Origin of the sequence: Paenibacillus sp., assembly GCF_035645195.1 — a bacterium.
Taxonomy (GTDB): domain Bacteria; phylum Bacillota; class Bacilli; order Paenibacillales; family YIM-B00363; genus Paenibacillus_AE.
In genome coordinates this window covers 42,662-68,786 of the sequence record NZ_DASQNA010000031.1, presented here as the reverse complement: position 1 = coordinate 68,786, position 26,125 = coordinate 42,662, and the positions used below count along the sequence as shown (strand labels likewise).

The window sequence follows — 26,125 nt, the reverse complement described above, 5'->3', positions numbered from 1 at the left end:
CCTATTTTGTGTAATATATTGACGTTTATGCATCCGCGCAGGAATCGGAGGGAACGTTTGGATGAAGCTTCTTACTGGCAGTCTTCGCAATAAGCTGATCGTCTTTCTCCTCTTGGCGATCATTATCCCGATGTCCGCTTCGATCTTGATCTCCTACGTTTACACCCGGGAATCGCTGAAACGCGAATTCATTCGCGAAAACTCGCACACCGTTTACCAAGGCAAAGTCAACATCGTCGAATACCTCGAACTGATGAATCACATTTCGCTGTCGGTATACAAAAATTTGCAGGAAAAAAACAGCTTGTACAACATCGTCGCCGACGGGCGCACGACGTTCGAAACCGACAAGCAGCTGTACAGCGCGCTCAACTCGATTTCGACGGCGCATAAAGACATTTTGCAGGTGCATTTGTATATGCGCCGCAACGACGACTCGTATTTGATTTTAAACGGTTTTCTGAAACGATCCGCGGACGCGGAGGATCCGGCGGAACGACTGCGGCTGCCCGAAAACAAAGTGGACCCGGTCATCGAGCCTCCGCATCCGGCGCAAAGCTACGGGATGCCGGGATCGCCCGCGACGCCGTCCGACCTTGTCATGACGCTGCACCGCCCGATTTACAAAACGCCGCTCCAGGATTTGATCGGGACGGTCTCCATCGACTTCCGCCTTCAGTCGATCGCCAACATCAGCGATTTGTTGTACGTGAAAGGCTCGGAGGATATTTATTTGCTGGACGAGCGCATGAATGTCGTCTACTCCTCCCGCCAGGAGCTGATCGGGCGAACGCTCGACGACGATTGGGCCGAGCATCTGCGGGAGCTGACGTCTTCCTCGGGCCATTTCGAATGGAACTCTGGCGGATTTCGCGGCATAACGCTGTATGAAACGATCGACACGCTTGGCACGAAATGGATTTTAGCGAAACGCATTCCGAACGAGGCGCTGTACCAATCCGCCGCGCAGCTGTTCCGGATTAACGCGACGGTCATTCTGCTGTCGCTCGTCGTCGTGCTGGCGGCCACGATGTACATTTCGTTCCGGCTGACGCTGCCGATCAAACAGCTGATCACCTCCGTCAAAAAAATGAAGGTGCGGCAAATGAAGCTCGACATCGACGCGACGAGCGCGGACGAAATCGGGATATTGACGCATACCATCAAAAACATGGTCGACACGATCGACAATTTGATCATGAAGGAATACCGCCTTGAGCTCGCCAACAAGGACAATCAGCTGAAGGCGCTGCAAGCCCAAATCAACCCGCACTTCATCTATAATACGCTGCAGTCGATCGGCACGCTGGCGCTGCAAAACAACGTTCCCCGCATTTACGATTTAACGTCGTCGCTCGGCAAAATGATGCGGTATACGATGAACACGAACGACAGCATCGTGCCGCTGTCGAAGGAGATCGAACATATTTCGGCCTATTTGGAGCTGCAGAAGCAGCGGTTTAAGCAGCATTTGAACATCCATTTGGACATCGACGAGCAGGCGAAGCGGGTGCACATTCCGAAAATGACGCTGCAGCCGCTCGTGGAAAATTATTTTAAGCACGGCTTCGATCAACAGGGGGGCGCGGGCGAAATGTGGATCCGCGTCGAGCGGACGGACCGCGGGGTGCGGATCGAGGTCGAGGATAACGGGAGAGGCATGGAGCCCGAACGGCTGCGCGAGCTTACCGAACGGCTGCGCGCCCGGCCGGACTGGGCGGCGACCGACGCAGGAAGCATCGGGCTGCTGAACGTGCTTTCACGGCTGCAGCTGTACTTTCATCGCGAAGCGCGGATCGACGTCGCGAACCGCGAACCGCACGGCTTAATCGTAACGCTTTGGATTCCTACCGACAAAGAGGAGCATGCAGCATGAAAATTTTGATCGTCGACGACGAAGAAGACGTAAGGCAGTCCATTCGGCTGCTCATTCCTTGGCATGAATATCCGGTGACCGACATATTCGAAGCGGCCGACGGCGAAGAGGCGGAGCGGATCGTGGAGCGCGAAAAGCCGGAGATTATTTTCACCGATCTGCTGATGCCGCGCAAATCCGGCCTGCAGCTGCTCGAGTGGCTCGAGTCGCACGCCCCGGACAGCAAAACGATCGTCATCAGCGGCCACGACGATTTCCAATACGTCCGACATACGCTGAAATACGGCGGTTCCGATTATTTGCTGAAGCCGATCGATCGAGGCGAAATCGTGACCGCGTTCGAGAGCGCGATCGAGGCTTGGCAGCGCGAGGAAGCCGAACGCCGGCAGACGGTGCAGCAATTGATCGAGATGAACCGGATCAAGCCGATTTACTGGGACAAACAGTTCAGCAGCCTGGTGTCTTCGCCAAGCCGCAAATCGCCGTCGTTCGACGAACTGCACAAGCAGTTCGGACTCGGCGCGCGGAGCCGCGCCCGAGTCGCGGTGCTCAACGCGGACGCGCTGCCGGAGCTGTTGATCGAGAAGTTCGGCTCGAATATGGATTTGCTGTTCTTCATCTTAACGAACGTGTGCAACGAGCTGTTCGGCGTCCCTCCGAGCGGCTACGCGTTCCGTCATCTCGGCAAGGATAACGAGATCGTGCTTATCGCCTGGGACGGCACCGACCGGTTCGAGGCGCTGGCGTCCCGCATGCACGAGGCGCTGCGCAACGTGCTGCAGGCATCGTTCCGCATCGGCGTGTCGCTCGAGGCGGCGTTCCCCGAAGGCATCGCGGACGCGTACAAGGAAGCGAAGAAGGCGCTGCGGCACAGCGACTTCCTGTCGGCGCGATTCCCCGTGCGCGTGTACGGCGAGCAGGACGAGGCGGCGCAGCCGGCGCTGTTTTTCGCCGATTACAGCACCGCCATCTCCCTCGCCATCAAGAGCAACGAGCCGGAGCGCATCGAAGCCGCCGTCCGCGCCTGGGTCGACGCCGTCCGGCAGCTCGGCGCCATCACGCTCGAGCAGCTCGACCAATGGCGCAGCGAATATCATCTCATGAAGACGTACTTGCTGAAAGAGACGTTCCCCGACGAAGAGGATCTCGAGTTCTCGTCTTCTCGCAACGGCTTCTTCCCGCTGCAGAACGACGGCGTCTTGGCGCTGGACGTATGGGAACGGGATCTGGTCGCTAGCTGCGTCGCCTTCGCGTCGGTGCTGCACCGCAAGCAGCGGAACGAGCAAAGCATCATCGCGGACATCAAAAAATATATCGACAGCCGCTACGACCAAGATTTGTCGCTGCAGTCGCTCTCGGAACAGTTTTTCATCAGCCGGGAATATGTATCAAGGAAATTCAAGCAGGAGTATGGCTTGAACGTGTCGGACTATGTCGAATCCGTTCGCATCGAGCATGCCCAGACGCTGCTCGCGAACGAAGGGCTCTCCGTGGCGGAGGTCGCCGAGATGGTCGGATACCAAGATGCTCGTTATTTCAGCAAAGTGTTCGGCAAAGCGGTCGGCCTGTCGCCGATGCAGTACCGGAAACGGCTGAGCGCCACGTCGTAATAGCTCCGCCTCGGCGTCATCCGCCGCCCGCGGTCGCGATTTTCTGGAACAGATCGCGGAAAATCGGGTCGCGGTGAAGATGGTACACGTATCGAATCGGATGCCGCGTCGGATCCGGGATCCAGCGGCCGTCGTCCGAGACGCGTGGGCTCGGCGCGACGATGCTGGGCGCCCAAGACGGGTCGACGAGCCAGGCGATCGTCGCGATGTCCCAAATGACGCGGGTGTAGGCGAAATGATCTTTCGCGCAATTGCGGTACGTCCCGTACAGGTATTCGCCGATCGGGCCCGCGTCTTTCACGTAATCGCGAATTTCGGACAGCGACGTCTGCAGATGCGACGCGACGCCCATGCACGGCACGAGCACGACCGGCGCCCCGGAATCGAACACGGTGCGCGCGGCCGGGATATCCTGGTACAAGTTGAATTCCTTCGTGTTCGGCCATTGGAACGAATGCCCGCCGAGCCAAACGATGACGATGCGGTCCGCGATGGCCGGCTCCATCCGGAGCGCGGATGCGATATTCGTGATCGCGCCGATGGCGACGACGTACAGCGGGTTCGTCGGGTCGGATGCCATCGCCCGCTGCACGATATTCCGGGCCGCGTCGCTGTCGACGAAGCCTCCGCCCTCCTTCGGCAAATACGACGTCGAGCCCCGGTACGCGGGCACGTCCGTGCGGCCGAGAAGACCGAGGATGCGCAGGATTTCCTGGTAGCTTTTCTCCATGCCGTCGGCCGGTCCTGACGACAGCTCGTTGAAGAACGGCGCGGCGTACAGCGCCTCGACCTCGACGGCGTCCGGGGACGTGAGCGCATACACGACAGCGAATTGGTCGTCGATTTCGTTGAACGTATCGGTGTCGAGCACCATGCGGATTTTGCGCGCGGGATGCTGCAGCTTGCGGATCAACGCATCCGCGGATACGGGCAGTGAGGCGGCGGTCATGTCGATGCTCCCTCCCTTGGTCTCATGTAGTCGTTGCTTCCCCATATCATAACCGATTTTATTTGAAAGCGGTATCACAAACCGTCGAGTAACGCGCTTACATTTCACGACCCAAAAAATGGAGAATCGACAACGACGTTCGACAACCTTCGCAACCAAACCCGTGTATGATAGTCCATGTACCGCTTTTCCACCGGGCAAGCAGATGAAGGAAGGGGAATGGGTTTGGAAAATATCGTCACGGGCTTCGTTGAAGGCAGGGTTCGGCAGCAGGCATTGTGGTTCATCCATCGGGAAAAAGAAAGAATACTGGATAACTACTTCAGAGGCGTGACCGGCAAAGATCAAGCAATCGGAGGATTGCATACCCTGTATCAGATCGCGTCGTACATACGCGACACGGACTGCATGCGTAACCTGTGGCTGTCTATTACGGACATTCAGAATGCCAGATTCCCGGGGCTGCGTCCCCCGGACCGTACCGGTTTGACCGGATTGTAAAGGTTAGTAAAAGTTTCATGAAAACTATGAAAAAGGAGAGTCCCGCAGGACTCTCCTTTTTCATAGTTTCACACGCGGAATCCGAATCCGCCGAAAGCGGCGATCGGCTCCCGGTCGGGCCGCAGTCCTTCCGACGCCCCGCGCAGGGCGACGTCGACGAGCCACCGCGTGAACGGCGCGACGTTCATGCCGGACATCTCTTCGAGGCCGTAAAATCCGGCCGCGTCGACCTCCACGCCGTCCGGCGTCGGCTCCCCGCTTACGTATTCCATCGCGAAAGCGATGTAGACGTTGTGGACGGCGCGCGGCTGGTCGCGCACGGCGACGACGCTCTTCACGGAAGCGCGCACGCCGCTTTCCTCGAACACTTCCCGCACGATGCTGTCCTCGATCGGCTCGAGCTGCTCGATATACCCGCCCGGATTCGTCCAGTAGCCGCGTCCCGGCTCCTGGGCCCGGCGAACGAGCAGCACCTTGCCCTCTCTCACGACGAGCGCGCCGACGCCGACGCTGTAATTGCCCCAATGCACGAAGCTGCATGACGGGCAAGCGTCCCGCGGCGTTCCGTCGATATCCCGGCGTTCCAGCCGTTGTCCGCAAGACATGCAATATTTCGGTTCCACTCGATTGTCCGCACCTCGATTTCCGCAAATATTCAGCCTGTTACCACTATAGGACAGACTTCGGTCTGCGGCAATCAATTCCCCCAATACGTGCGCACGAAATACGTCGGCGTGCAGCTCCACGCGTGGCAGTAGCTGTTGATGACGTTGCTGCCGTACGGCGAAAACTTTTTGTCGTTCGGATTGTACGCCTCCCAGAACGTGTCGGCGCCGTCGCGAACCATTTCGCCCCAATACGCCCGCACCTCTTCCCACGCCTTCTCCGTTCGGCCGCATAAAAACAAGGCTTCGACGTAATGGTGGTACATGTAAGGCGTATTCATGCCGACGGCCGGCGGCGCGGCGTGCAGCCGATCGAACAGCGCCGCCGTCTCCTCCCGCGGCAGCGCTTCGGCGAGCGCCATCCATACCTGCGACGCCCAGGACACCTGCCGCTCTTCGCCGGAGACGAACGCGCCGAGCCGCGCGTCCCACAAGTGGGCGAGCGCCGCGTCCAGCGCCCGCTGCAGCTGTTCCGCGATCCTGCCGGCTTCCGGCGCGCCGACGAGCTCGGCCAGCTTCAGACCGCGGCGAAGGTTATAAATGAGCACGGCTTGCGCCGGCGCCTGCTTGTTCAGCCCCTCCACCCAATCGATGAAGCACCACCACGACGGGTCGTCCTTCACGACGCCGCGCGCGTCGAGCCGCTCGACGCCGATTCGCAGCTGCCGCAGCGCGACCGGCCACAGTTCTTCGAGCGTCTCGCGGTCCTTCGTCGCTTCGTAGTAATCGTGCAGGCAAGCGGCGAAAAACAGAGAATAGTCGTACAAATGAATGTCGTCGGCATGCGGCTTCGGCGTTTCGAACACGCACGCGCTTACCGCGCCGTTCGGCAGCGGCATGCCCGCGAACAAATACAGACAGCGCCGCGCCAAATCCCGATCGCCGAACGTCACGTAGTTCGCCTGCGCCTGCAGCCGCAGGTCGCCGATCCAGAGGCGGCGGTCCCGCTTCGGGCCGTCCTCGTACACCGTCTGCATGCAGTCTTCGAGCGTCTTCAAGGCGATGCGGTCCATCGTCCGCAGATCGTCCGGCACGTCCGCCGGCAGCGGCGGCACGGCGCTCCGGTCGGCCGACGACACCGAGACGCAGACGAAATCCGAAAACGTCGCCGTATACTTGCGCGAAGCGTCGACCACTTCCACCTTCAAGTACCGGAAGCTGTACCGGCGCGGCATCCGCACGATCGCCGGCAGCACGTCGATGTACATCGTTTCTTCCTGCAGCCACGAGCTGCTGAGCCAGCCGTCGTAATCGGCGAAATTTTCCCCGATTTCGCAAGGCATTTCGCCGAAGGTCAGCTTCAGCTTGAGCGGCGCGTCCTGCGGGCTGCCGGCGGAGTCGACGGCGAACGACACGTACCCGACGCAGTGGTCGCCGAAGTCCAGCGTGAAGCTCTCGCCTTTGCCGAACGTCTTGTTCCGCAGCTCTTCGACGTCCCAGGCCGGCTCCATCCGCCACCCTTGGAACGCATCCGCGTCCGCCGCGACCTCGACGAGGCGCTTCGGCGCCGCTTTCGTTTCATGCAGCGCGGGCGTCAGCCGCTCCGCGAGTTCGACCCATTGTTCATTCATTCGCGTTTCCCCGCTTCCCGTTCGTTGCCTAACCTGATTGCATAAAGGAATTATGCCTGCGCGAGCGCTTCGACGAGCTTCGCGATGCTCTCTTTCGGCACGCGCAGCATGCCGTTCTCGGCGATTTGTTTTAAGCTGCTTTTGGAGACGAAGTTGATAGCCGGCCCTTGGAACAGCTCCGGCACGTGCTGCTTGACCAGCGCTTCTCCGCGCGGATCGCTTAACACGTCGCACAGCTTGGAGTGCTCCGTGAACGTTACGCGGAACAAATCCGCGTTCTCGTACGCGAATGCGTACTCGCCCGACCCGACGTTCAGAACGAGCCCGTTCTCGGTTTCGCGAACGACCGTCACGCCTGCCGCATCCGATACCGGCGCGCCGTTCTCGGTCGTCCCGGCGGCCGCCGCGCCGCGCAGGACGACCTCCGCCGTCGCGTTGGCCGGCACCCGGATGCGCACTTCGATGCGCGCGCCGTCGACCCGCCACGCCGATTCCGCGGCGCCGTACATCGTTTCGTGCGCCGCTCTCGCGTGCGTCAGCTTGCCCGCGCCGAACAGCGGCTCGAAGCGAAGACGCTTAAAGCCCGGGACGGACGCATCCATATCGAGGCCGGCGACCTTGCGGTACATCCATTCGCCGATCGCGCCGTACGCGTAATGGTTGAACGAGTTCATGTCGTCGCTCCAGAACGAGCCGTCCGGCTTAATGCTGTCCCAATGCTCCCAGATCGTCGTCGCGCCCTTGCTGACGGAGTACAGCCAGCCCGGGTAGCTTTCTTGAAGAAGCAGCTTCATCGCCGTGTCATGGTAACCGTTGTTCGACAGCGCGAAGCACAAATACGGCGTGCCGACGAAGCCCGTCGTCAAATGGTAGTCGTTGTCCACGACGAGGTCGTTCAAATCCCTCGCCACGCGGGATTTCATCGGCTCGTCGACGAGATCGAACGCGAGCGCGAGCACGTGCGCCGTCTGCGTCGGCGACGCGATGCGGCCGTTCGGCGAGACGAATTCGTCGCGGAACGCGCGCACGACGTTGTCGTACAACGCGCCGTACGCCGCCGCGTCTTCCTGTTTGCCGAGCGCCGCCGCCGCGTCGCGCACGAGCCGCGTCGAGTACGCGTAATATGCGGTCGCGATCAAATCGCGCGGCGTCGCGCCGACCCAGCTGTTCTCTTTCGCGTCGAGCGCGAGCCAATCGCCGAAATGGAAGCCGGTGTTCCACAAAAATTCGTCGTCGCCCTGCGAGCGGATGTATTCGACCCAGCCTTTCATCATGCCGTACTGCTCTTCGAGCAGCCGAAGGTCGTCGTAATAAAGGTATGTCGTCCACGGGCAGATGACCGCCGCGTCGCCCCACGCCGCCGAGCTGTCGCCGCCGACGACGTCCGGAATGACGAACGGAATGCCGCCGTTCGGCAGCTGCTCGGCCTGCATGTCGCGCAGCCACTTCGTGAAGAACGGCCCGCCTTGGAAGTTGAACAGCGCCGTGCCGATGAACACCTGCGCGTCGCCGGTCCACCCTAACCGCTCGTCCCGCTGCGGGCAGTCCGTCGGCACGTCGAGGAAATTGCCCCGCTGGCCCCACTGGATGTTGCGCTGCAGCTGATTGACGCGCTCGTCGGAGCATTCGAACTCGCCCGTCCGCGGCATGTCGGAGTGCAGCACTTCGCCGGCGAACAGCTCGAGCGGCAGCCCGTTCTCTTGGCCCGGGTACCCCTCGACCTGCACGTACCGGAATCCTTGGAACGTAAAATGCGGCGCGTACGTTTCTTCCGCCGCGCCCTTGGCGATGTACTTCACGATCTGCTTCGCCGGGCGCAGGTTGCCGTAATAAATGTTGCCGTCCTTGTCCAGCACTTCCGCGTGGCGGAGCGTGATCGTCGTTCCGGCCGGCGCGTTCTTCACCGTGAAGCGCATCCGTCCGACCATATTTTGGCCGAGATCGAGCACGAGCGCGCCCGCCGGCGTCACGAACTGGGCGATCGGCGCGAGCGTCTCCGTGACGCGCGTCGGCCAGTTCTCCTGCGCGACGATCGTCCCGACGGCAGGCTCATACCGCTCGACGGCCGCCCATTCGGCGTCGTCGAAGCCCGATTCGCTCCAGCCGTCCTGCTCTAGCCGCGCGTCGTACGTCTCGCCGTGGTATATCGTCGAGTAGACGACCGGCGCGGTCGACGCCTTCCATGTGCCGTCCGTCGCGACGACGGTTTCGCTGCCGTCCGCGAACCGGACGTGCAGCTGCGCAAGCGCGGCGCGCCGTTCGCCGTATTTGAAATTTTTCCCCTCGAACCCGATGCCGCTCCGGTACCAACCGTCCCCGAGCAGGAGGCCGATGCCGTTGCCGCCTTCCCGGACGAGCGCCGTGACGTCGTACGTTTGGTACTGCAGGCGATTGTGGTACGACGTCCAGCCCGGCGCAAGCACGTCCTCGGAAGCGAGCTGCCCGTTGACGTACAGCTCGTACGCGCCGGCCGCGGTCGCGTAAACGCGGGCCGAGACGATGCCGCCGCGCAGTTCGAACGCCTTCCGCAGCAGGAACGATGCTTCCGTCTGGGGGTCGATCGCGTCGGCGGCCGGGGTGATCCACTCCGCCTGCCAGGCGCCGCCCATCAGCCCCGTCTCGAACGAAGCGGCTTCGCTCCATTCGGATTCGCGGCCTTCGCCGTCCCATAATTTCACGCGGTATGCATACGCCGTCCGCGGCTGCAGCGCCGGCCCTTCGTACGCGACTTGAACCGAGCGGTCCGACTCGATAGTACCCGTATCCCATACGGGCGCTTCGAAGCCGGCGGACGCCTCGGCGACGACCAACCGGTACCCCTTCTGTACCGTGCCGCGGCGGTCCGACCGCAGCTGCCATCCGAAGCGGGGCGACGCCGCGTCGATGCCCATCGGGTTCGTGCGATATTCGCACGTCAATGCCGTAACCAGTAACTCTGTCATCCGAAAACCCTCTCCCTTAGCCTTTGACCGAGCCGGCCGTCATGCCGGATACGATCTTTTTGTTGAAAAACAAGAACAGCACAAGCGGCGGAATCGTGATGAGCAGGATGTTCGTGAACAGCAAATTCCACTGCGTGACGAATTGGCTCTGGAAGTTGTAGAGCGTAAGCTGCACGGTCGCGTTTTTCGCCCCCGGCAAGAAATAGAGCGGATTCGTAAAATCGTTGAAGATGCTGACCGCGGAAATGACGATGACCGTCGCCGTCACCGGCTGCAGCAGCGGGAAGATGATGCGCCAAAACAAAGTGAAACCGCTTGCACCATCCATGAGAGCTGCTTCGTCGATTTCGCGTGGAATCGCTACCATGAACCCCTTATATAACAATACTGTAAAAGGGAAGCCGAGCGCCACTTCAACGAGCACGAGCCCCGTCATCGTCTTGAACAAGCCGATGCCGTCGAGCACCCAAATCGTCGGCACGATCGCCGGCGGGATGATGAGCCCGGCCAGGATGAGGAAGTTGATCGCCGGCGTCGCGCGGGACGAACGGCGCTGGATCACGTAGCCGGCCATCGCGCAAATGGCAACGAGCACGACGATCGAGAGCACCGTCAACACGGTGCTGTTCCAGAACGCCCGAAGCAGCATGAAATCGCGCGCGGCGACGACCTCCTGCATGTTTTCCCAGATGCGGAATTGCGACGGCCAAGACAGATCGAGCAGCGACGCCTGCTTCGCGTCCTTCGCCGCCGTTAAAAATACGAAGTAGAAAGGGACCCAGAACACGACGATCGTAAATAGGACGGCGATCGATTCGAGCGTAAATTTGCGCGTGCCTTTGCTCATAGGTCTACCTCCTTGCGGTTCAAATACATATAGAGCGGGAACGCCAACGCCGAAACGAAGACGAACAGGATGACGTTGCCGGCCGTCGATAAGCCGTAGAATCCGCCCTGATATTGCTTATAAATGATCGAAGCGATCAGGTCCGTCGTAAAGCCGGGACCGCCGCGGGTCATCGCCCACACAAGGTCGAACGAGCGGAGGCCGCCGATGAACGCGAGGATGATGACGGAATTCATCGCGGGGCGGCTCAGCGGCACGATAATGTTCCAGAACTTATGGAAGGCGTTGCCGCCGTCGATCGACAGCGCTTCGTAATATTCTTCGGGAATGGACAAAATGCCGGCCATGAAGATGACCGTCGCGAATCCTACGCCCTTCCATACGTCGACCATGGCGACGGAGAGCAGCGCGATGCGCGTGTCGCCGAGCCAGTCGGGTCCGATGATGCCGATCGCCGCGAGCGTTTGGTTAATGAGGCCTTGGGTCGGATGCATCATGACGCTGAAGGCGATGCCGACGGCGATCGTGGAGACGAGCGTCGGGAAGAAAATGACCGAGCGCAAGTACCCGCTCGTGCGCAGCTTCGACGTCAGCAGGACGCCGAGCAGCAAACCGAAGACGACCTTCAACGTGCAAGTGACGAGCGCGTATACGAACGTGTTTTGAAAGCCGATGCGCAGCGAATCTTCTTGGAAAAACATAATGAAGTTTTCAAATCCGATAAACTCCCACTCGATCAGGCTCCACCGCGTCATGCTGAAGAAGAAGCTCATGAGCGTAGGCAGCAAAAAGATCACGAAATAGACGATGGCGGCAGGCACCAGGAAACCGTACGAATACGTTTTCTTAAAAATGTTCGGCATCTTTTTCCTCTCCTATCTAAGAAGGGCATCGGCCCCGCCAAGGGCAGGGCCGATCCGCTTCATTTCTGCATGAAAAGTTTCGGTTTACCAGCCTTCGAGACCGAGCTGCTTCGCCTGTTTCTCGACGTCGCGGTCGTACGCTTCCGCGCCTTCGATCGCCGATTTGATGCCTGCGCCGACTTCGACCGTAATTTGCGGCAGGTTCGGACCCTTGATCGGGGAGACGAATTCGAGCGCCGGCGCCGTCTTGTTCGCTTCGAAGTAAGGCAGCATGTCTTTCACGACTTGCGGAATGTCTTCCGGCATCTCGGCGTCGACGATCGGGTACGGACCTTGCGGCTTCGATACGGTCGCCATAGCCGCCGTGCCTTCCGCCGAAGCGACGAACGCGACGAACTGCTTCGCTTCCTCGAGATGCTCCGTGTTTTTGTAAATGTACGCCGCTCCCGGCATCCAAATCGTAAGACCGTTGTCGTCGGCGCTGTCGCCCGGCTGCGCGAAGAAGCCGATATCGTCGATTTTGTCCGGATAGTTTTGCGCGATCGCCGGAATGGCGAACGTGAGCATCGGGAAATGCGCGCCCGTTCCTTCCGCCAGCATTTTCATGCCCGCGTCATAGGCCGTAGCGAGATAATCCTTGTTCATATGGCCTTTCTCCGCGAGCTCGCCGAGCTTCTCGAAGCTGCGCAGCGCCGCCGGCGTCGTCGCGAATTTCGCTTTGTTCGCCGTGAACTCGTCGGCGAACGTCGGCGCGCCCGCCTGCACGTTGTATTGGTCCGCCAAGACGACGAGCTGCGACGTCCAGGAATCTTTGTACGCGCCGATGACCGGCGTAATGCCCGCGGCCTTGATTTTCTCGTTGTTCGCGATCAGCTCCGCCCATGTCGTCGGCACAGACAGGCCGAGGTCGGCGTACACTTTTTTGTTGTAAAACCAACCGCCGCCCATCGTGGAGCCGGCCGGAGCGCCGTAAATTTTGCCGTTGAACGTCACCGTCGGCTTGAACGAGTCGATGACGTTCGCTTGGAACGGCTCGTTCGTCAGGTCGACCAAATTTTGCTCCGGCAGCAGCGCTTGCATGAGCGAACCGGAGTTATAGAAAAATACGTCGGTCATGTCGCCCGTCGCGAGGCGCGTCTTGACGATGTTATCGCCTTCCGAGCCGCCCGGACGCGTTTCTACCTCGATGTCGATGTTCGGCTGCTTCGCTTCGAACGCTTCTTCGAGCGCCTTCGCGACGTTGACGGAATCCTGCGTGTTGTCGACGAGAAGCGTAAGCGTGACGTTTTCCGCCGCGGGCGCCGGAGCCGCCTCGCCGCCTTCCGAAGCCGTCGAATCGCCGCCGGCGCTTCCGCCGCCGCACGCGCTCAACAACCCTGCCGTAAGCGCCGTGCCGCACAGCAAGGCAATGACTTTCGAATTCATTCGTTTCATCTGTATATCCCCCTGCCTGTCGTGAATCAATGAGCGTGTCGCTCCTTGTTGACTTGATTGTACATGCAACCGCATTCACGAGGCAGTGCGTCATTTTTTTGTTACGTGTCCGTATTTTTTAGATCCCGGTATTGGCCGGGCGAACATCCGGCGAACTTCTTGAACACCTCGGAAAAATGACGGTACGTATGGTACCCGACCCGTTCGCTGACCTCGTTCACTTTCAGGCCTTGCCGGAGCATCGTCTTCGCCAGCTCCATCCGGTAGCGCGTCAAGTATTTGATATAGGATTCCCCCATCACTTCCTTGAACAACACGCTCAAATAACTGGAGTTCATGCCGACGTGATCGGCCACTTCCTGCAGCGATACGTCTTTGCCGCAATGCTGCTCCATGTAACGCCGCGCCCGCTCGACGACGGCTTCCTTCGTATGCTCGCGGTGGCGGAACGCGCCCTCGGCGACGCGGTCGACCTGTTTGCGGAACCAGGAGATCAACTCGTCTTTGTTCGCCGTCTCGCGAATTTCCACATGAGCGAGATCCGACTCTCCGGCCGGTTCGTGCCCGTCCTCGCTCGCGGCCCGCTGCATCATATACACGCACCGCAGCATCTCGCGCTCCATCACGTGCGGATCGAGCTTCTCGGCGCGGAGCCACTCGACGAACCGCTCGACCTGCGCGTAGAACGCTTCCCGATTGCCCGAGCGCAGCCCGAGCACGATCGCCTCCTCCCGCTCCGGGAGCCCCTGCGGCGCCGTCATGAGCGCGCCGAGCTCCTCGAAGCGCATCAAGCCGCGATGCTCGAGGAAGCGGGCCGCCCGCAGCGCGCGCTGCGCTTCGCGGTAGCTCGCCGCCGCCGCAGCCGGCGACGCGTGCGTGCCGCCGGCGCCGATCGGCGCCGCCGCCTGCTCCGCCGCGTTCTCGACATGCCCCCAGAACTCGTGCGTCGGCGGCTCGTAATGGAACACGGCGCACAGCCGCTCCTCGCCGCTGCGCAGCGGCACGGCCGCTCGCAGCGGGTCGTCGGGCAGCGCGAAATCGGCCGCAGCGGCGAGCACCGTCGCGCCGACGACCCGCTCGGCGCGCGGCCCGAACTTCTCCCGCCAGCTCGCTTCCGCGGTCCCGCCCGACAGCAGCAGCTCCCACGTCGCCTTCTCCAGCAACTCCTGGCGCTGCTCCTCCCGCTTCGCGAGCCGTCCCGTCATTTTCGCGACCGCCTGCTCGATCGTCTGGATCGTGATCGGCTTCTCCAAATAATCGGCCACGCCGAGGCTGATCGCCCGCTTGACGTACTCGAATTCGTTGAAGCCGCTGAAGACAATCGTGTACGTGTCCGGCGCCTCCTGCATGACCCGCTCGATCAGCTCGAGCCCGTCCATCCCCGGCATGCGGATGTCGGTCAAGATAATATCGGGGCGCTTCTCGCGCACGACGGCGAGGGCGGCCGCCCCGTCGCCCGCCGTGCCTGCGATTTCGATGCCGTGCTTCTTCCAATCGATCATCGCCTGCAGCCCCTGCAGCACGATATATTCGTCGTCGAAAATGACCGCTTTACGCATCGTTCGGTTCCTCCTTGGTCCGCCGCGGATCGAATCGCAGCGTCACTTTCGTGCCCCGGCCGGCGGCGCTCTCGACGGTAAGCGAGCTGCTGTCGCCGTAATACAAGCTCAGCCGTTCGCGCACGTTGCTGAGGCCGTATCCTCGCTCCGTCACGTTCGTGTCTTCCATGCCGACCCCGTCGTCCTCGACCGTGAACACCAGCATCTCCCCGTCCTGCTTGCCGGTCAGCGCGATACGGCCGTTCCCCACTTTCGGCTCGAGGCCGTGGTAAATCGCGTTCTCGACGAGCGGCTGGAGCAGCAGCTTAAGGATGTCCATGCCCATGACGGCGGAGTCCACGTCGCACGCATATTCGAATCGGTTGTTGTACCGGATGTTTTGAATCGTCATGTAGTGCTCGATATGCTTCAGCTCTTTATATACGGGGATCGTCTCCTTGCCTTTGTTCAGGCTCAGCTTGAAGCTTTCGGACAGCGATACGGCCATTTGGGCGACCTGATGGTTGTTTTGCAGCGTCGCCATCCAATAGATCGAGTCGAGCGTGTTGTACAGGAAATGCGGCTTGATCTGCGCCTGCAGCGCCCTGAGCTCCGCCTCGCGCTCCTTCAGCTCCGAGCGGACGAGCCGCTCGGTCAGCGCCTCGTTCTCCACGGCGACGCGCTTGAACGTCTCCGCGATGACCCCGACCTCGTCCTGACGGAACGTCTCGCCGAAGCTGCGCTCCCCTTTCGTCCAGTCGAGCATCATTTTGCGCAGCGTCAGGAGCGGCCGCGTAATGCTGCCGGATACGATGTAAGACGCTAGCACCGCGACCGCGGCGATGATGAGCGCGATGGCGGTGGTCGCCCAGCGAATGCCGTTCGACCGCTTGAGCAGCTCCTCGGATTTCACAAGGTGCAGGAACGTCCACTTCGTCGTCTCGTTGCGAACTTGCGTCACCAGATAGCCCTCGTTCCGAAAGCCGGCGACGACCGCTTCCAGCGGTCCGTCGATCGACGGCGTCGCGCCGGGTGGCAAATTGCTGTATACGAGCCGAGCCGAGGCGCCGGCGGGATCGAGCGCCACGTTCGCACCGAACCGGTCGCTCTCCCGGAAGACGGTGCCGAAGATCGAACGCGACACGTTGACGAGCAGCAGGCCGATCGGCCGCCCGCTGACGTCCTCCGCGTCCCGGAACAGTTTCACGGTCGAGAACGTGTTCGCGGATTCGCCGAGCACGTCTTCGCTGAAATAAACGACTCGCCCTTGCGCCGCGAACGTCGCCTGGTACCACTCGGTCTGCGGAATGATCAGCTCCTTGTCCGAGCCTTCGTACCGCCCCGCGTCGTCCGAACGGTACAAGCAGTACGCCCGAAAATCGAGGTCGAACAAGCAAACCGAGTCGACGAAGCGGGTGTCGAGGAAATTGTCGTTGATCAGCCGCTGCAGCCGCTGCGCCGTCCGGTCGCGGATGTCGGCGTTCGCGTCGTCCTGTTCCGCGACGCTGTCGCGGAGATCGTCGCGCAGCTCGTCGTTCACCACGATCGACCGATGCAGGTTTTCGACGTTGCGGAACAGCAAATCCGCGACCTCGCTCGAGGTGCGCAGATGATCGTAGTTCGTCTGCGCCTGCGCGTCCGTCAGCGTCCGTTTCGCCACGTCGAAGGAGACGTAGCCCAAGATGAACAGCGGCGGCAGCGACAGCGCGATCATGGCCGCGAGGAAGCGGCTTCGTATTTTTTGCAGGCGCAGCGCGACCGCGAGCCATTGCAGCAACCGTTTCATTGCGCGTTTCGCTCCATCTCGAATGATTTCTTAGTATCATAACGCAAGCGGCGCCGGTTGCAAACCGAGCCTTCCGACGCTTCCGCCGCCGTCCGGTAGGCAGATGCACTTCCGCAATCGTCCGCGAGCGGATATGTTATTCCATCCGGGAATTTTGGCAAACTGGGCGCACGGAGGCGAACCATGACGAACTACATCGGCATCCTGATCGATCGGCGGCGTCTCGGCCGCATGAAGCGAGGGACATCCGGGCACGAGCGGCTGAAGTTTTACCATCGCGCGGCCGTTCCGCTCGGCATGCTCCCGATTTATTTCAGTTTGAACCGTCTCGACTTCCCGTCCGGCACCGTGCGGGGGTATCGGTACGCGTCCGGCCGCGTCCGGCCGCTGACCGCCCGCATCCCCGCCGTCGTCCACAACCGGACGATGCCCGCGAACGAGGCGCAGCGCGCCCGCTTGAAGCGGCTCAAAGCGAAAGCGTACGTGTTCAACGGGCAAAATCGGTACTCCAAATACCGCATCCATCGGCTGCTGGTCGGCCGGTTCGCGGCGCATTTGCCGGATACGGCGCCGTTCTCCGAGGGAGCGCTGAAGCGGATGATGGAACAGTACGGCGACGTGTTCGTCAAACCGCGCCGCGGCAGCGTCGGCATCGGCATCGCCAACGCGAAGCGGCTCGAAGGCGGATCGTGGCGCGTCCGGATGCCGGCCGGCGGGAAACCGCTCAAACTGTCGGGTCCGAAGGCGCGCGCCGCGCTAAAGCGGCTTGCGCGGGGCAAGTCGTATTTGGTCCAAAGCGGCATTCCGCTGGCCCGGTGGCGGGGGCGCCCGTTCGACATCCGGGTGTCCGTGCAGCGCGACGGCACGGGCGAATGGCAGGTGACCGGTATGGTCGGCAAAGTCGCCCGCCGAGGCAGCCACGTGACGAACGTCGCGAGAGGCGGCACGGTCGAACGGTGCAGCGTGCTGCTGCGGGACTTTCCGGATCCCGGCGCGGTATCCGAGGCGGTGCGGGAGACGTCGCTGCGCATCGTGCAGGAGCTCGGCCGCAAGCTTCCGCAGCTCGCGGACGTCGGGCTGGACATGGGGGTCGACCGCGGCGGCAAACCGTATTTCATCGAGATGAATTGCCGCGACCAGCGCTACAGCTTTCATAAAGCGGGGCTGTCCAAGACGTTCTTCCGCACGTACGAGAATCCGATGAAGTACGGGAAGTTTTTGATGGATCGTTTGACGGTGAAGGGAAGGAAGAAAAAGAAGAAAAAGAAGAAATGAGGCGGCGGCGAGCCTTGCCGCGGCGGACGGCCGGGCGCATTCGCCCGGCTGCCGCCGCTTATTCGTAGTAGACGCGGAGTTGGATGTCCGAGTCGACGTTGCCGAAACCGGCTCCGTACAGCGTCATCCCCCCGACATGCGCAGCGTCGTCGTCGACGGCGAAACGCAGCGTCCAAAACCGCTCCGAGAGCCGGACGTCGGAAATCGTCACGTCGGACAACCTCTCCTCGTCCATATAGGTGCCGTCCCGCGTCACGCGGATCGTTTTCCATAGCCCGTATTGGTTGATGCCGCTGCTCCACCACTCCGGGGTATATTTGCCGCGCGTGTGGCCGCCGTAGTCGCCAGGGCTCGTCCATACGCCGAGCGTCACCCCGTTCAGCGAAAACCGGATGTCCGACGGCCAATCGTCGCGCACGCCGGGCGCCTCGGAGGCGATCTCCATCGAAATGCGGAGTTCGACCGGCGTCTGCCCCGGCTGCAAATAGTTCGGCGTCTTATACTCCACGTAGCCTCGCCCGAGCCACAGGATCGCCGCGTTCACCCGCTCCGGATCGAGAAAATAGCGCGGATCGTCGTACTGCCCGATCTGCTTCTCCTTCGTCGCGAGCCCGCAGGTCGGATACGCCTCGAACGCGGTGAAATGCCCGACCGGGATCGTCTGCTCCCGATACGACGGCGACGCCTGCGCCGACGGCAGCTCGATTTCGATCGCGGCTTCTTTCAAAGCGCACATCTTATGCGTCCCCCCGTCCCGGCGCACGCGCGACGTCTCGATCAGCTCGGCCTGCTCCAGCTTGCGGACGTGCATCGTCGCGATCGCCGCGCTGAGGCCAAGCCGCTCCGCCAGCTCCTTCACATTATGCGGCCGCTCGGCCAGCAGCTCCAGCGCCCGCAGCCGCACGTCGCTCGCGAGCGCCTCGTAGAGCGGCAGCCATTTCCGGTCCGTATTCGCTTTGATCGGCATTCGCCCGACCCTCCGTTCGCTTCAACGATTTATAAATATATTAATTCAACGCAGACACACTTTTTTTCAAAAAACATGATTGCGAAATGACTGCGTTTGTCGTTTAATATATTTAGAGATTGGTTCTTTGTGGATTTATAATAATATTAATTTATTGGAGGGTCAACTGCTATGACGGTTTCCGCGAAAATGATCGTCGACAAAGATTTTATCATCGGCGCGATCGACGACCGACTGTACGGCTCTTTCATCGAGCATTTGGGCAGAGCGGTATATGGAGGCATTTACGAGCCCGGCCATCCCGAAGCGGACGACATGGGCTTCCGTCAGGACGTCATCCGGCTCATCCAAGCGCTGCGCGTGCCGATCGTCCGGTACCCGGGAGGCAACTTCGTCTCTGGCTACGATTGGAAGGACGGCATCGGTCCGGTGGAAGACCGGCCGAAGCGGCTCGAGCTCGCCTGGCGCACCGTCGAGCCGAACTACGTCGGCATGAACGAGTTCGCCGCATGGGCGAAGCGCGCCGGCACGGACGTCATGTGGGCGATCAACCTCGGCACGCAGGGCGTCGACGACGCGCGCCAAGTCGTGGAATACGCCAACCATCCGTCCGGCAGCTACTGGAGCGACCTGCGCATCAAGCACGGCTACCGCGAGCCGCATAAGATCAAGACGTGGTGCCTCGGCAACGAAATGGACGGCCCGTGGCAAATCGGCCAGAAAACAGCCGCCGAATACGGGCGCGTCGCCCAAGAAGCTGCTAAAGTCATGAAGTGGGTGGACCCGACGATCGAGCTCGTCGCCTGCGGCAGCTCGAACCTCTCGATGAAGACGTTCGCCGATTGGGAAGCGACCGTGCTGGATCATACGTACGAGCACGTGGACTTTTTGTCGCTCCATCAATATTACGGCAACCCGAACAACGACACGCCGACGTTCCTCGCGCGCTCGCTGCAGATGGACGAATTCATCGACAGCGTCACCGCGATCTGCGATTATGTAAAGGCCAAGAAGCGCAGTAAAAAGAAAATGTACCTCAGCTTCGACGAATGGAACGTCTGGTTCCACAGCCGCGAGCAGGATACAAAGCTGGACCCGTGGCAAATCGCGCCGCCGCAGCTCGAGGACATCTATACGATGGAAGACGCGCTCGTCGTCGGCAGCTTGCTGATCAGCCTGCTGAAGCATGCCGACCGCGTGAAGATGGCATGCCTCGCGCAGCTCGTCAACGTCATCGCTCCGATCATGACCGAGAACGGCGGCAGCGCTTGGGCGCAGACGATTTACTACCCGTACCTGCACGCGTCCGTATACGGCCGGGGCCAAGCGCTCGTTCCGCTGATCCAATCCGATAAATACGACACGAAGGAAATTACGGACGTGCCGTATCTCGAGTCGATCGCGGTGCATAACGAGGCGGACGGGGAAGTGACGATTTTCGCCGTCAACCGCCATCTCGAGGAATCGCTCGAGTTCGATGCGGACCTCCGCAGCTTCGGCTCCTGCACCTTGATCGAGCATCTCGTGCTGGAGCATGCCGATCTGAAGGCGCGCAACACCGCGAGTGCGCCGTTCGCCGTGCAGCCGCACGCGAACGGGGGCGCTTCGGTCGACGGCTCCAAGGTGAAGGCGTCGCTCGGCAAAGCGTCGTGGAACGTCATCCGACTGAAAGTGAACGCGTAATTCGCAACTGAATGCTGCATGTCGAAAAAGCCGCCGACGTTCGCCGTCGGCGGCTTTGCGTTGAGCTTGCGCGACACTCCTCTGTCAGTAGACAAAACATAAAATTCGCGCCGCCGCCTTTGCTCCGAATCGTCTATTGCGGGAGATGGGTATAACCCTTGGAACATTTTCGCATTCTACGTATTGTCGATTGTCTCGACACCCATCAAAGTATAGAAAGGTTTGATTCCGCTGACACAGCAAGCACAGCAACAAATCCAGCAGGCGCTCCAAACCGCCCAGCAAGCGCAGCAAACGTTGACGCAAGCGCAGGCGAGCGCCGACCCGAACCAAATTCAGCAAGCCCAACAACAGCTGCAGCAAGCGCAGCAGCAGTTGCAGCAAGCGTCCGATACGTTCAGCAGCCAAATGAGCGCCCAAGAGCAGCAGCAGCTGCAGCAGGCGATCCAACAGGCGCAGCAGCTTTCGCAGCAGTTCCAGCAATCGGCGCAGCAGGCGGCGCAACAAGTGCAGCAGTCCGCGCAGCAAACCGCCCAGCAGGCGCAGCAGCTCGCGCAGCAAGCGCAGCAAAGCTCGCAAAATACGATGCAATAATAGAAAAAAGCCGACGAAAGTCGGCTTTTTTCGTTCTTATGAAGTTATTCCGCCTTCCACTCCCGGATGTCGGCGACGGGTTCCTCGCCGAAGGCGGCGTGCTCGAGGTAGGCGACCAACCGCTCCGCCGCTTCCGCCGGAGGGGTTAGGCCCCCCGTTTCATACAGCTTGACGAATCGCTCCCGGTTCGGGAAGCGCTCCGGGGCGGTCGCGCGCACGACCGCCTGCATCGCCGTGTCGACGACGCCCGGCGCGACGGAGGCAACCTTGGCTCCGTTCGGCAGCGCCGCCTGCTCGAGCGCAACGCACCGCGTGAAATGGTCCAGCCCGGCTTTGGCGGCGCAGTAGGCGCTCCAGCCGGCGTAAGGATTTCTGCCGGCGCCGGACGATATGTGCATAATGCGCTTATCGGCGGCGAGCGCCTCCGTCTGCCGGAGGAACGCCGCGGTCAACGTCATCGGCGCCGTCAAGTTGACGGCGAGATGGCGGCCGACGTCCGCCGGCTCGTTCTCGTGCGCCGCCCCGACCGGCTCGACGACGCCGGCGTTGTTGATCAACCGGATGCGCCGCAGCGCGGCAAGATCGACGCCGGCCAGCAGCTCGCGCATGAAGGCGTCCGCGCCGTTCGCCGCGGCCAGCGCCGCGAGATCGCGCTCGAACCAATCGCACCGCGCCCCGGCCGCCTCGGCTTTACCCGCGAGCGCTTCGTTCCGCGTGCGCGCGACGCACAGCACCCGGTTTCCCGGCGCAAGCAGCCGGGCCGCGATCGCCTCCCCCAGTCCGCGGGATGCGCCGGTTACGATATATACGCTTTCTTCGCTCATATGCTGGTCACTCGCCTTTCGCTTGTATTTGCGGAACCGTTTTTCCATAATAGAAAGCATGTCGGACTAATCTCGAAGTTTTCCAAAGAAAGGATGCGGCGATGATGAAAAAAAATCGGCTCGGCTCTTCCGAGCTGTACGTTAGCGAAATCGGGCTCGGGTGCATGACGATCGGCACCGACGAGCGGAAAGCCGTCGCCATCGTTCACGAAGCGCTCGACCTCGGCGTCAACTTTCTGGACACGGCCGATTTGTACGACGCCGGACGCAACGAGGAGCTCGTCGGCCAAGCGATCGCCGGGCGCCGCGCCGACGTCGTGCTCGCCACGAAGGTCGGCAACCGGCGCGTGCCCGGCGCCGACGGATGGGTATGGGATCCGTCCAAAGCCTATATCCGATCGGCCGTCAAAGAGAGTCTAAGGCGGCTGCGCACCGACTACATTGACCTGTACCAGCTGCACGGCGGCACGATCGAAGACCCCATCGACGAAACGATCGAGGCGTTCGAAGAGCTTCGGCAAGAAGGCGTCATCCGGTACTACGGCATCTCGTCCATCCGCCCGAACGTCGTGCGCGAATATGCGAAGCGGTCGAATATCGTCAGCGTGATGAACCAGTACAGCATCGTCGACCGGAGAGCCGAAGAGGAAATTCTTCCGCTGCTTAAGGAACGCGGCATCAGCGTAATCGCGCGCGGCCCGCTCGCCGGCGGCGCCCTCGCGGAGGCGAAACGGCCGGAGAAGCCGTACTTGGACTACAGCGCAGACGAGCTGCTCGCGCTTCGGGAAGAGCTGCGGCGCATCGCCGGAGAGGAGCGGCGCCTGTCGCATTTGGCTATCCGCTACTCGCTCGCGCATCCCGCCGTCGCGACCGCCATTCCCGGCGCCAGCTCGGTCGAACAGCTGCGCAGCAACCTAGAGGCGGCGCAAGCGCGGCCGCTCGCCCCGGAGGAGATCGAAGCGATCCGGGCCGTTAGCAAAGCAGGCCGTTACGCCCAGCATCGCTGACGTTATTTCCGGCACACCGCCACCCCGACGAAGTACCGAACGCCTTCGCGCGGCGCCGGCTCGAACGTCGGTCCCCGCTGGTAATAAAACTGCACGTCGCCGTACCGCGCGAACAGCTCCCGAAATTGTTCGGGCGTCAATTGATGCTTATGGAACGGTTCGCTCGTCGGCTGGCCGCGCCCCCTTCCGAACGGGCTCGACAGCACGAGCGTGCCGCCGGGGCGGAGCATCCGGTCCAGCTGTTCGACGAAAAAGCGGTCGTCCTCCACGTGCTCGACGGTTTCGAAGCTGAGAATCGTATCGAACGTGCCGAGCCGCTCCGGCAGCGCCGGATCCATCGCGTCGCCGCGCACGAAGGCGATTTTCTGATGATGATATTCCCGCTCCGCGTACTGAATGGCGTCCGCGTCGTTGTCGACCGCGACGATTTCCGTCACTTCCCGCTTGCGTTCCTTCGCCGTCATATGGCTGCCGTACCCGACGCCGCAGGCGATGTCCAGCACCCTGCCCTTGACGTACGGCGCCGCGAAATAATAGCGCGCGAGATGCTCGAGCAGCATCCCGTTCATCGATTTCATCAGCTTCGGAATTATGCGTTCTCCGGTATCTTCCAGCAATTCAGTTCCCCGCCATTCTCGATGCATTTCCTCCATCATACACGACGGGGAGCCGCATCCCAAAACGAGGGAGCGGCGCACAGTCTCGCAGTTATGAAAAAATGATGCCGCTAAAGACGAAAATGAGGTTCATGAACAAATGCATCGCAATGGCCGGGGCGATCCCGCCCGCGCGCAGCGCCGCGCCGCCCATGAAGAAGCCGCCGGCGGCGAACGCGAGACATACCCCGAGCGGGAAGCCCAAATCGTAATGCGAAAGACCGAACAGCAAGCTGTTGACGAGGAGCGCCCGCACGTCCCCGATCCAAGCGGCCTGCCGGCTTAACGCGACGCCCCGCCACGCGAATTCCTCGATCGCGGAATTGAGCAGCGCGAACGCCGCGCCGTATCCGATGAGCGCGGGCAGCGCGCCCGGCTCGAGTCCGCCGAGATGCCGCGCGACGAAGTAGCCGGAGCCGGCCGACGATACGGCGGCGAAAATGACGAGCGCCCGCCACGTCGGATCGATTCTGCCCCGCCAAATGAACGGGAACGCGACCGGCGCTCTGAAATCGCCGGCGCGCAGCAGCGGGAACGCTTCCCGCCGAAGCGGTGCCGCCAGCAAATAAGGCAACGCGTACGCGAGCGCGCTGAACCTCGATAAGACGACGCGCATGCCGTCCTCGACGTCCAAGGCCGCGCACGCCGCGGCGATGCCCGCCTTGGCGTAATGCGACAACGCGTAGCCGACCGCGAACAACATCAATATGCGCAGATATATCGGGAATTCGTTCTTCCTCGGCGTCGGAGAGACGCGCGTCCTTTTCGCCGCGGCAGCGTTTTCCCGCATCGTTACGCGTTCTCCCGGTCGGTTAAGAACCGCTCGACCTCCGCCAGCGTCGGCAGCGACGGAATCGCGCCCTGCTTCGTCACGGCGAGTGCGCCGACGGCGTTGGCGAATTTCGCCGCATCATGCAGCGACGCCCCTTCGGCCAGCTTCACGGCGAGGGCGCCGTTGAACGAGTCGCCCGCGGCGACCGTATCGACCGGCGTCACCGGGAAGCCTTCCACATGCTCGCACCCTTCCGCGGAGCATACGAGCGCGCCTCGTTCCGCGAGCGTCACGACGACGTGCTTCACGCCGAGATCGATCAGCGTCCGCGCAGCCCGCTGCGCCGCCTCGATTCCGTCCGCCTTCATCCCCGTCAGCAGCTCGAGCTCGGTTTCGTTCGGCGTCAGCACCGCGACGCGCGACAGCAGCTCCGCGGGCAGCGGGCGCGCCGGCGCCGGATTGAGCAGCACCGGCACGCCGTGCTTCTGTGCGATCGCCGCCGCGCGCTCGACGACGGCGAGATCGATCTCTAGCTGCATGACGAGCATGTCGGCCCCTCGGATCGCCTCTTCCAACGCGTCCGCTTCGTCCGTCGTATATCGCATGTTCGCGCCGGGCGCGATGATGATCCGATTTTGGCCGGATCGTTCGACCACGATCAACGCGATGCCCGTCGCCTCGACGTCATCCCTTCGCATGTGCGCCGTATCGACGCCGTTGTCCGCCAGCACCGCCATCCCTTCGTCGCCGAACGCGTCGCGCCCGACTTTGCCCGCCATCGCGACGACGCCGCCGAGCCGCGCGGCCGCGACCGCTTGATTGGCGCCTTTCCCGCCCGGAAATCTGCCGAAGCCGTCGCCCATCAACGTTTCGCCCGCGGCCGGCGCGCGCTCGGTGCGTACGACCAAATCCATCATGAAGCTTCCCAATACCAAAATGCCCATCCTTGCACCCCCGCCCCTAGAATGCGTACTCCGCTCACTGTCATTATAGGGGTACAACCGAGCCTATACCATATGTGTGTGACATCTTTCCTGGAAACGAACGAAGCCGCCCCGTCGTCCGGGCGGCTTCTCGTTACAGGTGACGCTTTTTTTATCCGTTGATTTTGGCCGCGATCTCAAGCATCCGTTTCACTTGATGCGCGACCGCCGGCTGGACGTCCCTCGTCATGTTGCCTTCTTGGTCGACCGTGACGCTCGTTCCGTACGGATTGCCTCCCGTCGTGAAGAGCACCGGATCGGTGTACCCCGGAGCCGCGATGATGGCGCCCCAATGATACATCGTCGTATACAGCGACAAAATCGTCGCCTCTTGTCCGCCATGGTCGTTCTGCGCCGACGTCATCGCGCTGACGACTTTGTTGATCAGCTTGCCTTGGAACCAGAGACCGCCGGTCGTGTCCAAAAACTGCTTCATCTGCGCCGGCACGTTGCCGAAACGGGTCGGCATGCTGAATAAGACGGCGTCTGCCCACTGCAGATCGTCCAGCGTGACGACCGGAACGTCTTTCGTCGCTTCGACATGGGCCTTCCAGAGCGGGTTGCCGTTGATCGCCGACTCCGGCGCCAGCTCCTGCACCTTCATGACCTTCACTTCGGCGCCGTTCGCCTTCCCGGCTTCCTCCGCCATCTTCGCAAGCTTATAGTTCGTCCCCGTCGAGCTGTAGTAAACGATCGCCAACTTTAAAGCCACTTTCATCGCTCCTGACCGAAGGTTTTGTCGAACGCATTAAGAAATATCTCCCATCGGCGGAAACTTATTC

22 protein-coding genes are annotated in these 26,125 nt (G+C 61.6%); 7 read left to right on the top strand and 15 right to left on the bottom strand.

Annotation, left to right across the window (positions count from 1 at the left end; all coding sequences use genetic code 11):
• Window positions 1-61 precede the first annotated feature (61 nt).
• Both VE009_RS17000 and VE009_RS16995 read left to right on the top strand, forming a co-directional pair.
• Window positions 62-1,876: a cache domain-containing sensor histidine kinase gene (locus VE009_RS17000; RefSeq protein WP_325009680.1), complete on the top strand. Its 1,815-nt coding sequence runs from the start codon at window positions 62-64 to the stop codon at window positions 1,874-1,876.
• Window positions 1,873-3,486, top strand: coding sequence for a response regulator (locus VE009_RS16995; protein WP_325009678.1), 1,614 nt, complete (start codon window positions 1,873-1,875; stop codon window positions 3,484-3,486). The genes VE009_RS17000 and VE009_RS16995 overlap by 4 nt, the downstream gene beginning before the upstream one ends.
• 16 nt (window positions 3,487-3,502) lie before the next feature.
• Here the strand turns inward: VE009_RS16995 and VE009_RS16990 are convergent, their stop codons facing one another.
• Window positions 3,503-4,435 (bottom strand): nucleoside hydrolase, encoded by a 933-nt coding sequence (locus VE009_RS16990; protein WP_325009676.1) that lies wholly within the window; start codon window positions 4,433-4,435, stop codon window positions 3,503-3,505.
• A gap of 225 nt (window positions 4,436-4,660) precedes the next feature.
• Between VE009_RS16990 and VE009_RS16985 the strand changes: the two genes are divergently transcribed.
• Window positions 4,661-4,936: a hypothetical protein gene (locus VE009_RS16985; RefSeq protein ID WP_325009674.1), complete on the top strand. Its 276-nt coding sequence runs from the start codon at window positions 4,661-4,663 to the stop codon at window positions 4,934-4,936.
• 68 nt (window positions 4,937-5,004) lie between these two features.
• Here VE009_RS16985 and VE009_RS16980 read toward each other — a convergent pair whose 3' ends face one another.
• From VE009_RS16980 to VE009_RS16945, 8 genes are all read right to left on the bottom strand, one after another.
• Window positions 5,005-5,559, bottom strand: coding sequence for an NUDIX hydrolase (locus VE009_RS16980; RefSeq protein WP_325009672.1), 555 nt, complete (start codon window positions 5,557-5,559; stop codon window positions 5,005-5,007).
• A gap of 74 nt (window positions 5,560-5,633) precedes the next feature.
• A complete protein-coding gene (locus VE009_RS16975) occupies window positions 5,634-7,172 on the bottom strand; it encodes a sugar hydrolase (RefSeq protein ID WP_325009670.1) in 1,539 nt (512 codons plus the stop codon).
• Window positions 7,173-7,222: 50 nt separating this feature from the next.
• Window positions 7,223-10,114 (bottom strand): family 78 glycoside hydrolase catalytic domain, encoded by a 2,892-nt coding sequence (locus VE009_RS16970; protein ID WP_325009668.1) that lies wholly within the window; start codon window positions 10,112-10,114, stop codon window positions 7,223-7,225.
• 16 nt (window positions 10,115-10,130) lie between these two features.
• Window positions 10,131-10,961 (bottom strand): carbohydrate ABC transporter permease, encoded by an 831-nt coding sequence (locus VE009_RS16965; protein ID WP_325009666.1) that lies wholly within the window; start codon window positions 10,959-10,961, stop codon window positions 10,131-10,133.
• Window positions 10,958-11,824, bottom strand: coding sequence for a sugar ABC transporter permease (locus VE009_RS16960; RefSeq protein ID WP_325009664.1), 867 nt, complete (start codon window positions 11,822-11,824; stop codon window positions 10,958-10,960). The genes VE009_RS16965 and VE009_RS16960 overlap by 4 nt, the downstream gene beginning before the upstream one ends.
• An 84-nt stretch (window positions 11,825-11,908) precedes the next feature.
• A complete protein-coding gene (locus VE009_RS16955; RefSeq protein WP_325009662.1) occupies window positions 11,909-13,258 on the bottom strand; it encodes an ABC transporter substrate-binding protein in 1,350 nt (449 codons plus the stop codon).
• A 101-nt stretch (window positions 13,259-13,359) separates the two neighbouring features.
• Window positions 13,360-14,817, bottom strand: a complete 1,458-nt coding sequence (locus tag VE009_RS16950) for a response regulator (protein WP_325009660.1) — start codon at window positions 14,815-14,817, stop codon at window positions 13,360-13,362.
• Window positions 14,810-16,582, bottom strand: coding sequence for a sensor histidine kinase (locus VE009_RS16945; protein ID WP_325009658.1), 1,773 nt, complete (start codon window positions 16,580-16,582; stop codon window positions 14,810-14,812). The genes VE009_RS16950 and VE009_RS16945 overlap by 8 nt, the downstream gene beginning before the upstream one ends.
• Before the next feature lie 183 nt (window positions 16,583-16,765).
• Here VE009_RS16945 and VE009_RS16940 point away from each other — a divergent pair, with 183 nt between their 5' ends.
• Window positions 16,766-17,857 carry a YheC/YheD family protein gene (locus tag VE009_RS16940; protein ID WP_325009656.1) on the top strand — a complete coding sequence of 364 codons (1,092 nt, stop codon included), beginning with the start codon at window positions 16,766-16,768 and terminating at the stop codon, window positions 17,855-17,857.
• A gap of 58 nt (window positions 17,858-17,915) precedes the next feature.
• Here the strand turns inward: VE009_RS16940 and VE009_RS16935 are convergent, their stop codons facing one another.
• Window positions 17,916-18,824 (bottom strand): ArsR/SmtB family transcription factor, encoded by a 909-nt coding sequence (locus tag VE009_RS16935; protein ID WP_325009654.1) that lies wholly within the window; start codon window positions 18,822-18,824, stop codon window positions 17,916-17,918.
• A gap of 171 nt (window positions 18,825-18,995) precedes the next feature.
• Between VE009_RS16935 and VE009_RS16930 the strand changes: the two genes are divergently transcribed.
• Both VE009_RS16930 and VE009_RS16925 read left to right on the top strand, forming a co-directional pair.
• Complete coding sequence (locus VE009_RS16930; protein ID WP_325009653.1) at window positions 18,996-20,507, top strand: alpha-N-arabinofuranosidase; 1,512 nt, start codon at window positions 18,996-18,998, stop codon at window positions 20,505-20,507.
• A 222-nt stretch (window positions 20,508-20,729) separates the two neighbouring features.
• Window positions 20,730-21,101, top strand: a complete 372-nt coding sequence (locus VE009_RS16925) for a hypothetical protein (RefSeq protein WP_325009651.1) — start codon at window positions 20,730-20,732, stop codon at window positions 21,099-21,101.
• A 44-nt stretch (window positions 21,102-21,145) separates the two neighbouring features.
• Here VE009_RS16925 and VE009_RS16920 read toward each other — a convergent pair whose 3' ends face one another.
• Window positions 21,146-21,925 carry an SDR family oxidoreductase gene (locus VE009_RS16920; RefSeq protein WP_325009649.1) on the bottom strand — a complete coding sequence of 260 codons (780 nt, stop codon included), beginning with the start codon at window positions 21,923-21,925 and terminating at the stop codon, window positions 21,146-21,148.
• 104 nt (window positions 21,926-22,029) lie between these two features.
• On the opposite strand from VE009_RS16920, the gene VE009_RS16915 reads away from it, so the two are divergent.
• Window positions 22,030-22,932, top strand: a complete 903-nt coding sequence (locus tag VE009_RS16915) for an aldo/keto reductase (RefSeq protein ID WP_325009813.1) — start codon at window positions 22,030-22,032, stop codon at window positions 22,930-22,932.
• Window positions 22,933-22,934: 2 nt separating this feature from the next.
• Here VE009_RS16915 and VE009_RS16910 read toward each other — a convergent pair whose 3' ends face one another.
• The 4 genes from VE009_RS16910 to wrbA form a co-directional block, all read right to left on the bottom strand.
• Entirely contained in the window at window positions 22,935-23,576 is a 642-nt protein-coding gene (locus tag VE009_RS16910) for a class I SAM-dependent methyltransferase (RefSeq protein ID WP_325009647.1), read from the bottom strand.
• 64 nt (window positions 23,577-23,640) lie between these two features.
• Window positions 23,641-24,378: a CPBP family intramembrane glutamic endopeptidase gene (locus VE009_RS16905; RefSeq protein WP_325009645.1), complete on the bottom strand. Its 738-nt coding sequence runs from the start codon at window positions 24,376-24,378 to the stop codon at window positions 23,641-23,643.
• Window positions 24,379-24,380: 2 nt separating this feature from the next.
• On the bottom strand, window positions 24,381-25,304 hold the full coding sequence (gene rbsK, locus VE009_RS16900) for a ribokinase (RefSeq protein WP_325009642.1): 924 nt from the start codon (window positions 25,302-25,304) through the stop codon (window positions 24,381-24,383).
• 151 nt (window positions 25,305-25,455) lie between these two features.
• Window positions 25,456-26,055, bottom strand: coding sequence for an NAD(P)H:quinone oxidoreductase (wrbA, locus tag VE009_RS16895; RefSeq protein WP_325009640.1), 600 nt, complete (start codon window positions 26,053-26,055; stop codon window positions 25,456-25,458).
• Between the last annotated feature and the right edge of the window lie 70 nt (window positions 26,056-26,125).

Excerpts from the sequence above, each read along its gene's own strand:
- VE009_RS17000 (WP_325009680.1), top strand. The coding sequence starts at position 62 with ATGAAGCTTCTTACTGGCAGTCTTCGCAATAAGCTGATCGTCTTTCTC.
- VE009_RS16995 (WP_325009678.1), top strand. The coding sequence starts at position 1,873 with ATGAAAATTTTGATCGTCGACGACGAAGAAGACGTAAGGCAGTCCATT.
- VE009_RS16990 (WP_325009676.1), bottom strand. The coding sequence starts at position 4,435 with ATGACCGCCGCCTCACTGCCCGTATCCGCGGATGCGTTGATCCGCAAG.
- VE009_RS16975 (WP_325009670.1), bottom strand. The coding sequence starts at position 7,172 with ATGAATGAACAATGGGTCGAACTCGCGGAGCGGCTGACGCCCGCGCTG.
- VE009_RS16970 (WP_325009668.1), bottom strand. The coding sequence starts at position 10,114 with ATGACAGAGTTACTGGTTACGGCATTGACGTGCGAATATCGCACGAAC.
- VE009_RS16965 (WP_325009666.1), bottom strand. The coding sequence starts at position 10,961 with ATGAGCAAAGGCACGCGCAAATTTACGCTCGAATCGATCGCCGTCCTA.
- VE009_RS16960 (WP_325009664.1), bottom strand. The coding sequence starts at position 11,824 with ATGCCGAACATTTTTAAGAAAACGTATTCGTACGGTTTCCTGGTGCCT.
- VE009_RS16955 (WP_325009662.1), bottom strand. The coding sequence starts at position 13,258 with ATGAAACGAATGAATTCGAAAGTCATTGCCTTGCTGTGCGGCACGGCG.
- VE009_RS16950 (WP_325009660.1), bottom strand. The coding sequence starts at position 14,817 with ATGCGTAAAGCGGTCATTTTCGACGACGAATATATCGTGCTGCAGGGG.
- VE009_RS16945 (WP_325009658.1), bottom strand. The coding sequence starts at position 16,582 with ATGAAACGGTTGCTGCAATGGCTCGCGGTCGCGCTGCGCCTGCAAAAA.
- VE009_RS16940 (WP_325009656.1), top strand. The coding sequence starts at position 16,766 with ATGACGAACTACATCGGCATCCTGATCGATCGGCGGCGTCTCGGCCGC.
- VE009_RS16935 (WP_325009654.1), bottom strand. The coding sequence starts at position 18,824 with ATGCCGATCAAAGCGAATACGGACCGGAAATGGCTGCCGCTCTACGAG.
- VE009_RS16930 (WP_325009653.1), top strand. The coding sequence starts at position 18,996 with ATGACGGTTTCCGCGAAAATGATCGTCGACAAAGATTTTATCATCGGC.
- VE009_RS16920 (WP_325009649.1), bottom strand. The coding sequence starts at position 21,925 with ATGAGCGAAGAAAGCGTATATATCGTAACCGGCGCATCCCGCGGACTG.
- VE009_RS16915 (WP_325009813.1), top strand. The coding sequence starts at position 22,030 with ATGAAAAAAAATCGGCTCGGCTCTTCCGAGCTGTACGTTAGCGAAATC.
- VE009_RS16910 (WP_325009647.1), bottom strand. The coding sequence starts at position 23,576 with ATGCATCGAGAATGGCGGGGAACTGAATTGCTGGAAGATACCGGAGAA.
- VE009_RS16905 (WP_325009645.1), bottom strand. The coding sequence starts at position 24,378 with ATGCGGGAAAACGCTGCCGCGGCGAAAAGGACGCGCGTCTCTCCGACG.
- rbsK (WP_325009642.1), bottom strand. The coding sequence starts at position 25,304 with ATGGGCATTTTGGTATTGGGAAGCTTCATGATGGATTTGGTCGTACGC.